Below are 14,949 nucleotides of genomic sequence, written 5' to 3' on the forward strand. Positions count from 1 at the left end.
GGGCCGCGTTCATCCGAGGTTGGTTCAGTGGCCGCATGCCCAGGGCGCGGAAGCCGTGACCGTGTCCGCCTGCGCGCGCAGCGCCCGCACCGCCTCGGCCGGGTCCTCGGCCCCGTACACCGCCGAGCCGGCGACGAACACATCCGCGCCGGCCTCGGCGCACCGCTCGATGGTGGTGGCCGAGACTCCGCCGTCGACCTGGAGCCACAGCTCCAGGCCGTGCTTGGAGATCAGCTCACGCGTCCGGCGGATCTTCGGCAGCATGATGTCGAGGAACGCCTGGCCTCCGAAGCCGGGCTCCACCGTCATGATCAGCAGCATGTCGAGCTCGGGGAGCAGGTCCTCGTACGGCTCGATGGGCGTCGCGGGCTTGAGCGCCATGGAGGCTCGGGCGCCCTTGGCCCTGATCTCCCGGGCCAGCCTCACGGGGGCCGCCGCGGCCTCCGCGTGGAAGGTGACCGAGCCCGCACCGGCCTCGACGTACTGCGGAGCCCACCGGTCCGCGTTCTCGATCATCAGGTGGCAGTCCAGCGGGGTGTCCGTCGCCTTGCTCAACGCCTCCACGATGGGCACGCCGAGGGTCAGGTTGGGCACGAAATGGTTGTCCATGACATCTACATGGAGCCAGTCGGCGCCTTCCACGGCCTTCGCCTCCTCGGCGAGACGGGCGAAGTCGGCGGACAGGATGCTGGGGTTGATCTGGGCCATGCACCCAAGCCTGCCATGCCCGGCGCCGCTTCCCCGCCTCGGTGCGCCTCAAAGCCTCACGGGATCATCACGGTTCGCGCATTCGCGGCTTTTCGGCGGACCCGGCGGGCGGAGGACCCGCCCGGTCCGTACCAGGGCGCGGACAGCCCCTGGTGCGGGCCATGCGGCTGTGTTAGAAAATCCCCGTGATCAGCGACCAGTTCCTGAAGGAGCGCCTCAGCATCGATCTCTGCCGTGTGACCAGCTGCTCCTGTTGAGCCTGGCCCGGCAGCGCTGAGCGCTTCCAGAACTGTGCGGCGTCGTCCGCCCGCCTTCCGGCCGCCCCTCGGGTGAGCCGGCTTCATCCCTCAGAACCCTGTCCGTGAGCCGGACCGGACGTCTCCGTCCGTGTACGGCGCACCGGCCCGTCGGTTCTGCGGTCCCCTCCCCCGTTGCCGCGGGCGCGGTCCTCCGCGCTCCGCGTCCGCCTGCCCGGCCCTGTCCGCCCTGCCGGCGGCCCTGTGTCCGCGGCGCCCCTCCCGACGGAGTCCGCCATGACCACGCCCACCACCACGGAGAAACAGCCGTCCGGCCCGGCGCTCTCCGGTGAACCCGCTCCCGTGCCCCCTCCGCGCCGCCGCTCACCGGAGCGGGCCGCGCGGCTGCGCAGGGTGGGCCTGCGGCTGCTCGCGCTGGTCGTGCTGCTCGCACTCTGGCAGTTCGTCACCGCTCTGCGGTTGTGGTCCCCGTTGCTGGTGCCACCGCCCTCGGCGGTCTGGGACGCGCTCGTCGAGACGTCCGGGACGCATGACGGGGTGCGGGGCTATCAGGGCCACACCCTGATCGAACATCTGGGCATCAGCCTGCGGCGGATCGCCGTCGGTGCGGGCGCGGGGGTCCTGGCAGGGCTGGTGGCCGGGGTCCTGATGGGCACCTTGCCGTGGGTACGGGTGGTGTTCGAACCGGCGGTGGCCTTCCTCCGTACCCTGCCGCCGCTCGCCTACTTCAGCCTGCTGATCATCTGGTTCGGCATCGACGAGGCGCCCAAGCTGTGGCTGCTGGCGATCGCCGCCATGCCGCCCGTGGCCGTGGCCACGGCGTCCGCCGTCGCCTCCGCGCCGGCCTCGCTGGTGGAGGCCGCACGGGCCATCGGGGCACGCCGCTCCCAGGTGGTGGCCTCCGTCGTCCTGCCGTCCGCACTGCCGGAGATCCTCGTCGGCGTACGGCTGGCCTTCGGGATCGCGTACTCCTCGGTGGTCGCCGCGGAGACCGTCAACGGGCTGCCCGGCATCGGCGGCATGATCCGCGACGCCCAGCGCTACAACCAGTCCGACGTGGTCGTCCTCGGACTCTTCGCGATCGGTGTGTCCGGCCTGCTGATCGACGCCCTGCTGCGGGGCGCCGAGAACCGGCTCGCCCCCTGGCGCCGGCTGTCATGACCCCTGTGCCCCGGACTCGTCGTCCCTCTCCCCGTGCTCCCGAATCCGATCAACGAACGAAGGACTACCCCATGCCCGGAACACGCGGTACGCGCCGCACCTCCACGCTCGTCGCGGCTCTGGGAGCACTCGTCGTCGTGACCGCCTGCGGTACCGGCGGTGGCGGAGGCGGTGACGACCAGGGCGGCGGCAGCACGATACGGATCGGCTACCAGGCCTTCCCCAGCGGTGACTTGATCGTGAAGGAGAAGGGCCTGCTGGAGAAGGCCCTGCCGGACCACACGATCAAGTGGATCAAATTCGACTCGGGCGCGACCATCAACACGGCCTTCGTCGCGGGCTCGGTCGATCTGGCCGCGATCGGCTCCAGTCCGGTGGCGCGCGGTCTGTCCGCGCCGCTGAACATCCCGTACAAGGTCACCTGGGTGCTGGATGTCGCCGGTGACAACGAGGCGTTGGTGGCCCGTGACGGTTCCGGCATCAAGGGGGTCGAGGATCTCGCGGGCCGGAAGGTCGCCACACCCTTCAGCTCCACCTCGCACTACAGTCTGCTCGCCGCGCTCGACAAGGCGGGCGTGGACGCGTCGGAGGTCGATCTGCTCGACCTCGAACCGCAGGACATCGTCGCGGCCTGGTCCCGTGGGGACATCGACGCCGCGTACGTCTGGCTCCCGACGCTGGACGAGCTCGGGAAGACCGGCAAGACCCTGCTCTCCAGCCGGGAACTGGCCGCGTCGGGCAAGCCCACGCTCGACCTGGGGGTGGCGTCCACCGCCTTCATCGAGAAACAGCCCGAGGTCATCGCCACCTGGCGCAAGGCCCAGGCGCAGGCACTGGACCTGATCCATGACGACCCGTCGGCGGCCGCCGAGGCCGTGGGCAAGCAGCTCGGGACGAGCCCCGAGGACGCCGCCGCCCAGCTGAAGCAGGGCATCTTCCTCAAGCCGGCCGAACAGGCCGACGACAAGTGGCTCGGCCGCCCGGGCCGGGTCGGCGACCTGGCGCAGAACCTGCGGAGCGCGGCGGAGTTCCTGGCCGGGCAGAAGCAGATTCCGGCCGCACCGGAACTCTCCGAGCTTGAGAAGGCCGTGTACGTGGAAGGGCTCAGCGATGCCGTCTCCGAATGACCACCGCACCGACGCCGGGGACAGCTCCGGGGAAGCCGGGACCACGGCCCTCGCACCCGCCGTGTCCGTGCGTGGGGTGACCCACCGCTACGGTCGCGGCGCTGACGCCGTGACGGCCCTCGGCCCGCTGTCGCTCGACATCCCGGCCGGTGAGTTCCTGGTGCTCGTCGGCCCGTCCGGGAGCGGAAAGAGCACCTTGCTGCGACTGATCGCCGGCTTCGAGCACGCCTCCCGGGGCGAGGTCACCGTGCACGGCCGGACGCCCGAACCGGGACGTCAGGCGGGAGTCGTCTTCCAGCAGCCACGGCTGTTCCCCTGGCGCACCGTCGGCGAGAACATCTCCCTGGCGCTGCGCTACGCCGGAGTTCCCCGGGCCGGACGTCCCTCGCGGGTCGAGGAGTTGCTGGACCGGGTCGGGCTGGCCGGGACCGCACGGCGCAGGACCTGGCAGATATCGGGGGGCCAGCAGCAGCGGGTCGCCATCGCCCGGGCGCTGGCCGGCGGCAAGGATCTGCTGCTGCTGGACGAGCCGTTCGCCGCCCTGGACGCGCTGACCCGTGAGCGGCTCCAGGAGGACCTGAGAGCGGTGAGCTCCCGGACGGGGATCACCTCGGTCTTCGTCACGCACAGCGTGGACGAGGCCGTCTTCCTCGGTACCCGAGCCGTCGTCCTGAGCGCCGGGCCGGGTACGGTCGCCCTGGACATCCCGATCCCCCTGCCCCGCACCGGAGATGAGGACCCGGACGGACTGCGGGGGCTGCCCGAGTACGCCGCGCTGCGCGCCGAGATCGGAGCGGCGGTACGCGACGCGGCCCGCTGAACCGCCGGGGCCGGCCGCCCCGGGCAGGCGGCCCCGCACCACCCCCCACGCAGACAGGAGTCCCCATGTCCCCCACCGCTTCCATCGGTTCGGTCCCCGCGCTGCGCACCTCCCGGCTGCCTCCGGACGGGCTCTACGAAGGGCCCCGCGAGCTGCGCAGGCTGGCACCGGGTCAGCCAGACCGGCCCTACACGCTGTTCGACGTCGTTCCGCTCGGCGCGGTGATCGGGGCGGAGATCGGCGGTGTGGACCTGACCCGTCCGCTCACGCCCGCCGTGCGCGCGGAGCTCGACCGGGCGCTGCTGGAGTGGAAGGTGCTCTTCTTCCGCGGACAGCACCCCAGTTCGGCCGAGCAGCGGGCCTTCGCCCGCAACTGGGGCGAGCTGGAGACCAATCCGCTGCTGGCAGCCGGGGACGATCCGGAGGTGGCGCGCTTCGACCGCTCGTCCGCGCCGAGCTTCGAGAACGTCTGGCACACCGACGTGACGTTCCGCGAGCGGCCCGCGCTCGGCGCGGTCCTCCACCTGCGCGAGGTGCCCCCGTACGGCGGCGACACGATGTGGGCCGACATGGCCGCCGCGTACGACAACCTTCCGCAGGAGGTGAAGGCCCGCCTCGAAGGGGCGAGGGCGGTGCACGACTTCGTGCCGGGATTCGCGCGGTTCACCCCCGAGGAGCGGCTGGTCCGCTTCCAGGACCGCTTCCCGCCGGTCGAGCACCCCGTGGTGCGGACGCACCCCGCCACCGGGCGCCGGATGCTCTTCGTCAACACCTCGTTCACCACCCGGATCGTGGGCTGGGACCAGGAGGAGAGCGACCGGATGCTGCGGCTGCTGTTCCAGCAGGCGCACGTGCCCGAGTACCAGGTGCGCTTCACCTGGCGGGCGGGGGACGTCGCGTTCTGGGACAACCGGGCGACGCAGCACTACGCGGTGAACGACTACGCCCCGCACCGCAGGGTGGCCGAACGTGTCGCCGTCGCGGGAGACCGCCCGCGCTGACGGCCGGTTCGAGGCGGGTACGGCGCCCGCCCGCGCCGACCGGCCGGTCCGACGCGGGCGGGCGCCGCCGGGTCAGCCCGTGCGGCGCAGCAGCGCGAGGTACATCGCGTCGGTGCCGTGCAGGTGCGGCCACAGCTGGATGTCGGGCCCGTCGCCCAGGGCGGGGACTCCGGGCAGCAGCGGTCGGGCGTCGACCCACTCCGCCTCGAACGGTTCCCCGCCGCGCCCCTTGAGCACGTCCTCGACGACGACCCTGGTCTCCGCGAGGTGCGGTGAGCAGGTCGCGTAACCGACGACCCCGCCGACCCGTACGGCCTTCAGCGCCTCGCGCAGCAGACCGCGTTGCAGGGGGGCGAAGCGCTCCAGGTCCTCCGCGCGGCGCCGCCAGCGGGACTCCGGGCGCCTGCGCAGCGCGCCGAGGCCGGAGCAGGGGACGTCCATGAGGACCCGGTCGAAGGAGCCGGGCCGCCACGGCGGCCGGGTGCCGTCGGCGGTGATCACCTGGTACGGCCCCGGATTGCCGGCCAGCGCGCGCTCGACGAGCCGGGCGCGGTGCGGCTGCTTCTCGGCGGCGAGCAGGGTCGCGCCGCGTCCGGCGGCGAGCGCGGCCAGCAGCGCGGCCTTGCCGCCCGGACCGGCGCAGCCGTCCAGCCACCGGGTGTCGTCGCCCTCGACGGGGGCGTTGGCCAGGGCTGCGGCGACGAGCTGGCTGCCCTCGTCCTGCACACCGGCGCTGCCATCCCGTACGGCGGCCAGGGCGCCGGGCTCGCCACCCTCGGCCATCCGCACGGCGTACGGCGACCAGCGGCCGGGGAGCCCGCTCTCCTCACCGAGGGCGTCCAGCAGCTCCTCGGTGGTGGAGCGGCCGGGGCGGGCGGCCAGGGTCACCTCGGGCCGCTCGTTGTCGGCCTCCAGCAGGTCCTCGATCCCGGCGCGGCCGCCGCCCAGGGCGTCCCAGAGGGCGGAGACGATCCACCGGGGATGCGAGTGGACCACGGAGAGGTGTTCCTCGGCGTCCTCGTCGTACGCGGGCGCGACGCGCTCCACCCACCCGTCGAGGTCGTGAGCGGAGACCTTGCGCAGCACGGCGTTGACGAACTTGGCGCGGCCCTCGCCCAGCACCACCCGCGCCAGCTCCACACTGGCGGAGACGGCCGCGTGGGTGGGGATGCGGGTGCCGAGCAGCTGGTGGACGCCCATGTTGAGCACATCGAGCACGGGCGGGTCGACCTCGCGCAGCGGCCGGTCGATGCAGGCGGCGACGATCGCGTCGTAGGTGCCCTGCCGACGCAGCGTCCCGTAGACCAGCTCGGTCGCCAGCGCCGCGTCCCGGCCCTCGAAGTCGCCCTTGGCGCGCGCCTTCTTCAGCAGCGGGGGAAGGACGAGGTTGGCGTAGGCGTCGCGCTCGTCGACGGCCCTGAGCACCTCGAAGGCGAGGAACCGGACCGGGTCCTTCTTGGGACGCCGGTGCGGTGTGGAGGGACGGCGACGCTGCTGGTCGTTCACGTGAAAGGTGCTCCGCTGATGGTGAGGGGACGAACCCGTCCAGCGTACGTCGCCGGGCCCGCCCCCTGCCCCGGGGCCTCAGAGCCCCAGGAGCTCCCCGTGGGCGATGCGCACACCGCGGGCCCAGTCGGCGGCCCGCATCGGCTTCTTGCCCTGCGGCTGGACCCAGAGGAGCTCCACGGCGTGCGAGCCGGTGCCCACGTACACGTTGTTCTTGCCCGCGGAGAGCTCGCCGGGGGCGAGATCGGTGCGGTCCAGGACGGGCGCCGCCTGGACCAGCTTGAGGCGCTCCCCGCGGAAGAGGGTCCATGCCCCCGGCGCGGGGGTGCAGCCGCGCACGACGCGGTCGACCCTGAGTGCGGGGGCGGACCACTGCACCTGGGCGTCCTCGACGGTGATCTTGGGTGCGAGGGTGACGCCCTCGGCGGGCTGCGGGACGGCGTGCAGAGTGCCGTCCTCGATGCCGTCCATGGTCGCCGCGAGCAGCCCGGCGCCGGCGAAGGCCAGCCGGGTGAGCAGGTCTCCGCTGGTGTCGGTGGGCCGGACCTCCTCGGTGAGGACGCCGTAGACCGGTCCGGAGTCCAGCCCTTCCTCGATCAGGAAGGTTGACGCGCCCGTGACCTCGTCGCCGGCCATGACCGAGTGCTGCACGGGGGCGGCCCCGCGCCAGGCGGGCAGGAGCGAGAAGTGCAGATTGACCCAGCCCCTGGCCGGCACGTCCAGCGCGCTCTTGGGCAGCAGGGCGCCGTAGGCGACGACGGGGCAGCAGTCCGGTGCGATCTCGCGCAGGCGCGCCAGGAAGTCCTCGTCGCGCGGCCTGGCGGGCTTGAGTACCTCGATGCCCGCCTCCTCGGCGCGTTCTGCGACGGGGCTGGCGACCAGCCGGCGGCCCCGCCCGGCCGGAGCGTCGGGGCGGGTCACCACGGCGGCCACCTCGTGGCGGTCGGAGGCGATCAGGGCGTCCAGGGCGGGGACGGCGACCTCGGGGGTGCCTGCGAAGACGAGCTTCATGGGTGGCGGACTGCCTCTCGGGCCGGAACGTACGTGGCGAGCAGCACACCAGTCTAGGGGGTCACCCCGTGGTCCCGCCCGGCCTCCCCGGGCCGGACGGCGGGGGGCGTACGCAGGTCCGCGCGCCCCGCGCATATGCACATACGCCCCTATTGCGTGACCACATGGCCGGGTGACGCGTTGGTCAAGTGAGATTGACCGAAGTGGGCCGCCGCCGCGCGGTCCGATCCCTTTCAACGCCGGTTCGAGAGGCTTGTTCATGGCCGACCACGCAACCCACGACGCCCAAGCGCGTGCCAGTCTGCACCTGTTGGTGCGGGACATCGAGCGGGTCCGGCGGCAGGTGGATGCGCTGCGTACGCTCACTGCTCAGCTGGGCAACGTCTACCGTCCGCGCCGCTCCGGCCCGTCCGCGGGCTTCGTCGTCTACGGCAGGGCGCCGGCCCCGACGGTCCGGCTCGCCCAGGAACTGCGGGACAGCGTCGAGACGCTGGTCACCGCGGCGGTGGACTTCGACCGCTCGCTGGGTTTCTCGTGGGACGCGGTGGGTTCCGCCCTCGGGGTCACGAAGCAGGCGGTGCACCGGCGTTACGGCGCGCGCCGCGCGACCCCGCAGCCCGGATCGGCGGAGGCCGCCTCCGAGAACGCGACGCGTGCGGTGCCCGCGACGCCGGGCTCTTCCTCCGTGCTGCCCACCGTGCCCCCGGCCCGCTCGATGCCGCCGCAGCCGTCGGACCGCCCGGGCGCCTTCCCCGGGCCGCGCAACGGCTGACGGACGGCGGTGAAGGCGGGGCGGCGCCTCCGCCCCTTCCCGGCCGCCTCAGCCGATGTCCGGCGGATCGATCCTGATCCGTACGGGATCTCCGGTCCCCTTGGCCGTCCGGGCCGCCAGCGCCGTCTTCAGGGCGGCCGCCAGCGCCGCTCCCCGCCCCGGCGGGACCCGGACCAGCGCACGGTCCCAGGTCTCGCCGGTGGGTGCGTCTCCCTGTCGGCGGGGCCTGCCGGGGGTGGCTGCCGGCACGGGGACCGGGCCGAGCACCTCCGCCTCGGGCGGCAGGTCCGCTCCGGCGAGGTAGGCGGCCACCGCCTCCGGCGGGCCGGTCACCGAGGCCATCCGGGACACCGGCGGGAAGCCGAGCTCGGCGCGTTCGGCGAGCTCACGTCGGGCGTGACCGACCGGGTCCCAGCGGACCAGGGCCTGCACGGGCCGCAGGGTCGGCTCGGCCACGATCACCACCGTGCCGCCCTCCGGCTGCCCCCGGACCAGCGCGGCGGCGGCCGTCCAGCGCCGCAGGGCCTCCTCGCCCGCCCGCAGGTCTGGCCGGCCGACCATCGCCCAGCCGTCCAGCAGCAGCGCCGCCGCGTAGCCGCCCTCGGCGACCGGCTCCGCGCCGGGGGTACTGACCACCAGGGCGGGCTGGCCGGGCACGGAGTCCAGCACATGGTCGCGCCCGGACGTCCGCACCGGGACGGCGGGGAACGCCCGTCCCAGCTCCTCGGCGGTCCTGCGGGCGCCGACGATCTGCGCCCGCAGCCGGACGCCGCCGCAGGCGGCGCAGCTCCAGGCCGTCTCGGCCCGCCCGCACCAGGCGCAGTTGAGATCCTGCTGGTCGGGTGCCTGCAGCGGCCCCGCGCAGTGCCTGCACCGGGCGGGTTCGCGGCAGCGCTCGCAGGCCAGCCTGGGCGCGTAGCCCCGGCGCGGCACCTGGACGAGCACGGGACCGCTGCGCAGGCCGTCCCGTACGGTCTGCCAGGCCAGGCTGGGCAGCCGTGCGGAGCGGGCGGCGCCGTCCCGCGCGAGCTCCCCGTCGCCGACGGTGCGCACGAGGGGGGCCGCGGCCCGCAGCTGGTCCCGGTCCGCGCGCAGGGGCAGGGCCCAGCCGCTCTCGACCAGCTGGGCGGCCTCCACCGTGCAGCTCGTGCCGCCGAGCAGGAACGCGCAGCGGCCGTGCGCCGCCCGCAGCTCCAGGACCTCCCTGACGTGCGCGAAGGGGGCGTTGTCGTCGCTGTGGCTGGAGTCTCCGTCGTCCCAGAGGGCCACCAGGCCCAGGTCCGCCACCGGGGCGAACATCGCGGCTCTGGTTCCGACCACCGCGCGCACGGAGCCGCGCCGGACGGCCAGCCACTGCCGGTAGCGCTTCTCCGGTCCGGAGTCGGCGGTCAGCAGCGCGTGGCGCCCCTCCCCCAGCACCGCGGTGAGCGCGGCGTCCACCCGCCCGGCACTCCGCCCGTCCGGTACGACGACGAGCGCGCCCCGCCCCGAGGCCAGGGTGGCGGCCATCGCGCGGGCGATCTCCTCGGGCCAGTGCGGTCCGGGAAGCGCGGTCCAGACGGCCCGGGGCGCCCCGCCCTCGGCCAGCGCACGCAGGAATCCCGGGCCCTGGGTGTAGCGCTCCCAGGTGCCGGGCGACGGGACAGGAGGCGGCGGCAGGGGGGCCGGTGAGGGCTTGGACTCGGCGCGGCCGTTCCTCGGCGGCACCGCGAGCTGCAGCACGTCCGCGAGGCTTCCGGCGTAACGGTCGGCGACGGCGCGCGAGAGCTCGAGCAGCTCCGGTCCGAGCACCGGCTCCGGCGAGACGACGTAGGCGAGGGCGGCCAGGGCCCCCTGGTAGTCCGACGAGGCCCGCCGCTCGATCAGGAAGCCGTCGATCAGCCCGCCGCCCTCGCGTCGCCCGCCGCGGACCTGACGTCCTCCGGCCCCGAACCGCACCCTCACCCGGACACCGGGCTGCGCGTCCGCGTCGAGCTCCACGGGTACGGCGTAGTCGAAGTACTGGTCGAGGTGGAGTGCGCCCTTGTTCACCAGGACGCGGGCGACCGGGAGCTTCTCGGCGAGCGGGGCGCCCCGCCAGGTCCGCGGCTTGGCACGCGGCACCTTGGCCCGGCGCACCGTCTCCCGGATGAGCGCAAGCTGCTCCGGTGCCCCGGACCCGGGCTCGTCGGACCGCTCGTCGTCGCTGCTCACAGCCACATTCCTACCAGACACCACTGACACGCCCCGGCTGCCCGGAAGAGCCGCACGCGCGGGGGCCCGGACACCTCGTGCGGTGTCCGGGCCCCTGTCGTGCAGGACGGCGAGCGGTGCTAGATCCCCGCTGCCTGGCGCAGCGCGTCCACGCGGTCGGTGCGCTCCCAGGTGAAGTCGGGGAGCTCGCGGCCGAAGTGCCCGTACGCCGCGGTCTGGGCGTAGATCGGGCGGAGCAGGTCGAGGTCGCGGATGATCGCGGCCGGGCGGAGGTCGAAGACCTCACCGATCGCGTGCTCGATCTTCTCCGTGTCGACCGCGGCGGTGCCGAAGGTCTCGACGAACAGGCCCACCGGCTCGGCCTTGCCGATCGCGTAGGCGACCTGGACCTCGCAGCGGGTGGCGAGCCCGGCCGCCACGACGTTCTTGGCGACCCAGCGCATGGCGTACGCGGCCGAGCGGTCGACCTTGGACGGGTCCTTGCCGGAGAACGCGCCGCCACCGTGGCGGGCCATGCCGCCGTACGTGTCGATGATGATCTTGCGGCCGGTGAGGCCCGCGTCGCCCATCGGGCCGCCGATCTCGAAGCGGCCGGTCGGATTGACCAGGAGGCGGTAGCCGTCCGTGTCCAGCTTGATGCCGTCCTCGATGAGCTGGTTGAGGACGTGCTCGACGACGAACTCGCGGATGTCGGGCGCGAGCAGCGAGTCCAGGTCGATGTCCGAGGCGTGCTGCGAGGAGACGACGACCGTGTCGAGGCGGACGGCCTTGTCGCCGTCGTACTCGATGGTGACCTGGGTCTTGCCGTCGGGACGCAGGTACGGGATGGTCCCGTTCTTGCGGACCTCGGAGAGCCTGCGCGAGAGCCGGTGCGCGAGGTAGATCGGCAGAGGCATCAGCTCGGGTGTCTCGTCGCAGGCGTAGCCGAACATCAGCCCCTGGTCGCCCGCGCCCTGCTTGTCGAGCTCGTCCTCGTCGCCCTCGACCCGCTTCTCGTACGCGGTGTCGACACCCTGGGCGATGTCCGGGGACTGCGCCCCGATGGACACCGAGACGCCGCAGGAGGCTCCGTCGAAGCCCTTCTTGGAGGAGTCGTAGCCGATCTCCAGCACCTTGTTGCGCACGAGGTTGGGGATGTCGGCGTAGGCCTTGGTCGTGACCTCACCCGCGACATGCACCAGACCGGTGGTGATCAAGGTCTCGACGGCGACGCGCGAGGAGGGGTCCTCACGCAGGAGGGCGTCGAGAATCGTGTCGCTGATCTGGTCAGCGATCTTGTCGGGGTGGCCCTCGGTAACGGACTCCGAGGTGAAGAGACGGCGGGACACATCGCTCCCTGGGGTTGCAGCGGCTGCTGGCTGATCATTGTCGGAATTCCGGGAGCTGCGCCCGGCACATTCCGTCGACCAGTTTATCGGTCGCTTCCGGTGATTGGGGCACGTGTCTCGCCCCTTGGGAGGTCTGTGACCTGCGGCACTGTTGACGGCGGTACGACAATCCCTCCTTCCGGGTACGAGATATGGCCGAATGTCATGAGATTCTCCACGCCGCGACGGCGTGTGTGCAATCTAGTCGAAACGCGCGGTCACCAGGTCCCAAACCGTGTCGGCAAGCGCTTCCTTCGGTCCGTACGGCACAGGCGTCTCACTGCCGTCGGCCCCGAGCACGAGCGCCTCGTTCTCCTCCGACCCGAAGGTCTTGCGCTCCCCCACCTCGTTCACGACGAGGAGGTCGCAGCCCTTGCGGCGGAGCTTCTCCCGGCCGTTGCGGAGGACGTCGTCGGTCTCCGCGGCGAATCCGACGACGAGCTGCCCCTCCCGGGCGCGGTCCGCGGCGACCTCGGCGAGGATGTCCGGATTGCGGACGAGCGCGACGGGGGCGGGCTCCTGGCCGTCCTTCTTCTTGATCTTCCCGGTCGCATAGGCGGCGGGCCGGAAGTCGGCGACGGCGGCGGCCATCACCACCACGTCGGCGTCGGCCGCCGCCTTCAGCACGGCCTCGCGCAGCTGTACGGCGGTCCCGGCACGCACGACGTCGGCGCCCGCGGGGTCGGGCAGCCCGGTGTTCGCCTCGATCAGCGTGACCCGGGCGCCGCGGGCGACGGCGGTGCGGGCCAGGGCGTAGCCCTGCTTGCCGGAGGAGCGGTTGCCCAGGTAGCGCACCGGGTCCAGCGGCTCACGCGTGCCGCCCGCGCTGATCACCACGTGCCGGCCCGCGAGGTCGGGGGCGCCGGCGCCCCGGGTCAGGACGCGCCGGCAGACCTCGAAGATCTCCCCCGGATCCGGCAGCCGGCCCTTGCCCGTGTCCACGCCGGTGAGCCGGCCGACGGCGGGCTCGATGACGACGGCGCCGCGACGGCGCAGGGTGGCGACGTTCTCCTGGGTGGCGGGGTGCTCCCACATCTCGGTGTGCATCGCGGGCGCGAAGACGACCGGACAGCGCGCGGTGAGCAGAGTGTTGGTGAGGAGGTCGTCGGCGAGGCCGTGGGCGGCCTTGGCGAGCATGTCGGCGGTGGCGGGGGCCACCACGACGAGGTCGGCGCCCTGGCCGATCCGGACGTGCGGCACCTCGTGCACGCTCTCCCAGACCTCGGTCGACACGGGGTTCCCGGAGAGGGCCGACCAGGTGGCCGCCCCGACGAAGTTCAGCGACGCGTCGGTCGGGACTACCCGTACGTCGTGGCCGGACTCGGTCAGCCTGCGCAGCAGCTCGCACGCCTTGTACGCGGCGATGCCTCCGCTGACCCCCAGGACGACCCTCGGCTTCTCCACTGCGTCTCCCCGCACTCGTGTTCTCCGCGCACTCGCGTGCGGCCTCGTGACGTACGCACCCCATGCTGCCTCACCGCCCCGGACACGGTCCGGCCGGTACGGCGGATCCCGTGGGTGGCGCGGAACACACCACAGGCCCGGCGGGTACCGACCGCCGGGCCTGTGGTGAAGGTGCGTTTCCTGCCGCCTGCTTACTGCGCGGGGCCCTCGATGGCCTCGGAGGTCAGCAGGCCCGCGTTGATCTCGCGGAGCGCGATCGAGAGCGGCTTCTCGTGCACGTGGGTGTCGACGAGCGGACCGACGTACTCGAGGAGGCCTTCACCGAGCTGCGAGTAGTACGCGTTGATCTGACGCGCGCGCTTGGCGGCGTAGATCACAAGGCTGTACTTCGAGTCGGTGGCCTCAAGGAGCTCATCAATCGGCGGGTTGATGATGCCCTCGGGCGTGGTGATGGAAGAGGACACTCTCTGCCTTCCGAAGGGGATAGAGATCAAAGAGATCTTTGATCATGCTGGTTCCGCAGTGGTGATGCTCTGCGTCCGTGGACGGTGAGGACAGTGGGTCAGTCGTCGGTACCACGGAGGCCGGAAGCCTGCAGCATCAACGTTAGCAGCTCGCGTGCCACGTCCTCGACCGAGGTGTTGACGAGCGTGGTGTCGAACTCCGCCTCGGCGGCCAGCTCGACCTTCGCGGCGGCGAGCCGGCGCTCGATCACTTCCTGCGACTCGGTCCCGCGGCCGGTGAGCCGGCGCACCAGCTCGTCCCAGCCGGGCGGCGCCAGGAAGACGAGCTGCGCCTCGGGCATCGACTGGCGGACCAGCCGGGCACCCTGGAGGTCGATCTCCAGCAGCACCGGCTCGCCCGCCTCCAGGCGGTCGAGCACCGCCCGGCGCGGCGTGCCGTACCGGTTGCCCGCGAACTCGGCCCACTCCAGCAGTTCGCCGTTGGCGATCAGCTTGTCGAACTCCTCGTCGTCCACGAAGAAGTAGTGGACGCCGTTGCGCTCGCCGGGGCGTGGCTTACGGGTCGTCGCGGACACCGAGAGCCAGACCTCGGGGTGAACCTTGCGCATATGAGCGACGACCGTGCTCTTGCCGACCCCTGAGGGGCCGGAGAGCACGGTCAGCCGCGGACGTACGTCCGGGGGTACGGGGGACGTCCCCCGGGATGTTGCAGCCATGGGGCGATTATCCCCGCTCTCAGGAGTGCCTGAGAACGTCAGGCGGCGCTGCCGCCGAACTCACGCTCCAAGGATGCGATCTGGTTGGAGCCAAGACCCCGGACACGGCGGCTCTCGGAGATACCGAGACGCTCCATGATCTGCTTGGCGCGGACCTTGCCCACGCCCGGCAGGGACTCGAGAAGGGCGGAGACCTTCATCTTGCCGATGACGTCGTTCTCCTGGCCCTGCTTGATGACCTCGTGGAGGGAGGCGCCGGAGTGCTTGAGTCGATTCTTGACCTCGGCCCGCTCCCGGCGAGCCGCGGCGGCCTTTTCGAGCGCGGCTGCGCGCTGTTCAGGGGTAAGGGGCGGAAGAGCCACGCCTACGTCACCTCGGATGTCGATCTGTCGGATACGGACCGGTGAGGAACCTGGTGGCACCACACCTGGTGAGCAACGAA

14 protein-coding genes are annotated in these 14,949 nt (G+C 72.6%); 5 read left to right on the forward strand and 9 right to left on the reverse strand.

What is annotated here, in order from left to right; genetic code table 11:
* Positions 1-24: 24 nt before the first annotated feature.
* The gene (gene rpe / locus OG379_RS07130) at positions 25-708 is read right to left on the reverse strand and encodes a ribulose-phosphate 3-epimerase (protein ID WP_362929473.1); all 684 of its coding nucleotides are present in this window, start codon (positions 706-708) and stop codon (positions 25-27) included.
* 533 nt (positions 709-1,241) lie between these two features.
* Between rpe and OG379_RS07135 the strand changes: the two genes are divergently transcribed.
* From OG379_RS07135 to OG379_RS07150, 4 genes are all read left to right on the forward strand, one after another.
* On the forward strand, positions 1,242-2,126 hold the full coding sequence (locus tag OG379_RS07135; RefSeq protein ID WP_405660479.1) for an ABC transporter permease: 885 nt from the start codon (positions 1,242-1,244) through the stop codon (positions 2,124-2,126).
* Between the two features lie 71 nt (positions 2,127-2,197).
* Complete coding sequence (locus tag OG379_RS07140) at positions 2,198-3,253, forward strand: ABC transporter substrate-binding protein (RefSeq protein WP_405660481.1); 1,056 nt, start codon at positions 2,198-2,200, stop codon at positions 3,251-3,253.
* Positions 3,237-4,073 carry an ABC transporter ATP-binding protein gene (locus OG379_RS07145; RefSeq protein ID WP_405660483.1) on the forward strand — a complete coding sequence of 279 codons (837 nt, stop codon included), beginning with the start codon at positions 3,237-3,239 and terminating at the stop codon, positions 4,071-4,073. The genes OG379_RS07140 and OG379_RS07145 overlap by 17 nt, the downstream gene beginning before the upstream one ends.
* A gap of 65 nt (positions 4,074-4,138) precedes the next feature.
* Positions 4,139-5,074 (forward strand): TauD/TfdA dioxygenase family protein, encoded by a 936-nt coding sequence (locus OG379_RS07150; RefSeq protein ID WP_405660485.1) that lies wholly within the window; start codon positions 4,139-4,141, stop codon positions 5,072-5,074.
* A 72-nt stretch (positions 5,075-5,146) separates the two neighbouring features.
* Here the strand turns inward: OG379_RS07150 and OG379_RS07155 are convergent, their stop codons facing one another.
* Both OG379_RS07155 and fmt read right to left on the reverse strand, forming a co-directional pair.
* Positions 5,147-6,580, reverse strand: coding sequence for an RsmB/NOP family class I SAM-dependent RNA methyltransferase (locus tag OG379_RS07155; protein WP_405660487.1), 1,434 nt, complete (start codon positions 6,578-6,580; stop codon positions 5,147-5,149).
* A gap of 78 nt (positions 6,581-6,658) precedes the next feature.
* Positions 6,659-7,591, reverse strand: coding sequence for a methionyl-tRNA formyltransferase (gene fmt, locus OG379_RS07160; protein WP_405660489.1), 933 nt, complete (start codon positions 7,589-7,591; stop codon positions 6,659-6,661).
* Between the two features lie 259 nt (positions 7,592-7,850).
* On the opposite strand from fmt, the gene OG379_RS07165 reads away from it, so the two are divergent.
* Complete coding sequence (locus tag OG379_RS07165) at positions 7,851-8,363, forward strand: hypothetical protein (RefSeq protein ID WP_401522922.1); 513 nt, start codon at positions 7,851-7,853, stop codon at positions 8,361-8,363.
* A gap of 48 nt (positions 8,364-8,411) precedes the next feature.
* On the opposite strand, the gene OG379_RS07170 is transcribed toward OG379_RS07165, so the two are convergent.
* The 6 genes from OG379_RS07170 to OG379_RS07195 form a co-directional block, all read right to left on the reverse strand.
* Entirely contained in the window at positions 8,412-10,556 is a 2,145-nt protein-coding gene (locus tag OG379_RS07170; RefSeq protein ID WP_405660492.1) for a primosomal protein N', read from the reverse strand.
* Between the two features lie 119 nt (positions 10,557-10,675).
* On the reverse strand, positions 10,676-11,884 hold the full coding sequence (gene metK / locus OG379_RS07175; protein ID WP_362929204.1) for a methionine adenosyltransferase: 1,209 nt from the start codon (positions 11,882-11,884) through the stop codon (positions 10,676-10,678).
* A gap of 240 nt (positions 11,885-12,124) precedes the next feature.
* On the reverse strand, positions 12,125-13,327 hold the full coding sequence (gene coaBC, locus OG379_RS07180; protein WP_405660494.1) for a bifunctional phosphopantothenoylcysteine decarboxylase/phosphopantothenate--cysteine ligase CoaBC: 1,203 nt from the start codon (positions 13,325-13,327) through the stop codon (positions 12,125-12,127).
* A gap of 191 nt (positions 13,328-13,518) precedes the next feature.
* The gene (gene rpoZ / locus OG379_RS07185; protein ID WP_003970369.1) at positions 13,519-13,791 is read right to left on the reverse strand and encodes a DNA-directed RNA polymerase subunit omega; all 273 of its coding nucleotides are present in this window, start codon (positions 13,789-13,791) and stop codon (positions 13,519-13,521) included.
* A gap of 98 nt (positions 13,792-13,889) precedes the next feature.
* Entirely contained in the window at positions 13,890-14,507 is a 618-nt protein-coding gene (gene gmk, locus OG379_RS07190) for a guanylate kinase (protein ID WP_401522912.1), read from the reverse strand.
* A 38-nt stretch (positions 14,508-14,545) separates the two neighbouring features.
* Entirely contained in the window at positions 14,546-14,869 is a 324-nt protein-coding gene (locus OG379_RS07195) for an integration host factor (RefSeq protein WP_014157387.1), read from the reverse strand.
* Positions 14,870-14,949 lie beyond the last annotated feature (80 nt).

The organism is Streptomyces sp. NBC_01166, from assembly GCF_045039765.1.
Classification (GTDB): Bacteria; Actinomycetota; Actinomycetes; order Streptomycetales; family Streptomycetaceae; genus Streptomyces.

Coding starts and splice junctions, on each gene's coding strand:
- rpe (WP_362929473.1), bottom strand. CDS start 708: ATGGCCCAGATCAACCCCAGCATCCTGTCCGCCGACTTCGCCCGTCTC.
- OG379_RS07135 (WP_405660479.1), top strand. CDS start 1,242: ATGACCACGCCCACCACCACGGAGAAACAGCCGTCCGGCCCGGCGCTC.
- OG379_RS07140 (WP_405660481.1), top strand. CDS start 2,198: ATGCCCGGAACACGCGGTACGCGCCGCACCTCCACGCTCGTCGCGGCT.
- OG379_RS07145 (WP_405660483.1), top strand. CDS start 3,237: ATGCCGTCTCCGAATGACCACCGCACCGACGCCGGGGACAGCTCCGGG.
- OG379_RS07150 (WP_405660485.1), top strand. CDS start 4,139: ATGTCCCCCACCGCTTCCATCGGTTCGGTCCCCGCGCTGCGCACCTCC.
- fmt (WP_405660489.1), bottom strand. CDS start 7,591: ATGAAGCTCGTCTTCGCAGGCACCCCCGAGGTCGCCGTCCCCGCCCTG.
- OG379_RS07165 (WP_401522922.1), top strand. CDS start 7,851: ATGGCCGACCACGCAACCCACGACGCCCAAGCGCGTGCCAGTCTGCAC.
- gmk (WP_401522912.1), bottom strand. CDS start 14,507: ATGGCTGCAACATCCCGGGGGACGTCCCCCGTACCCCCGGACGTACGT.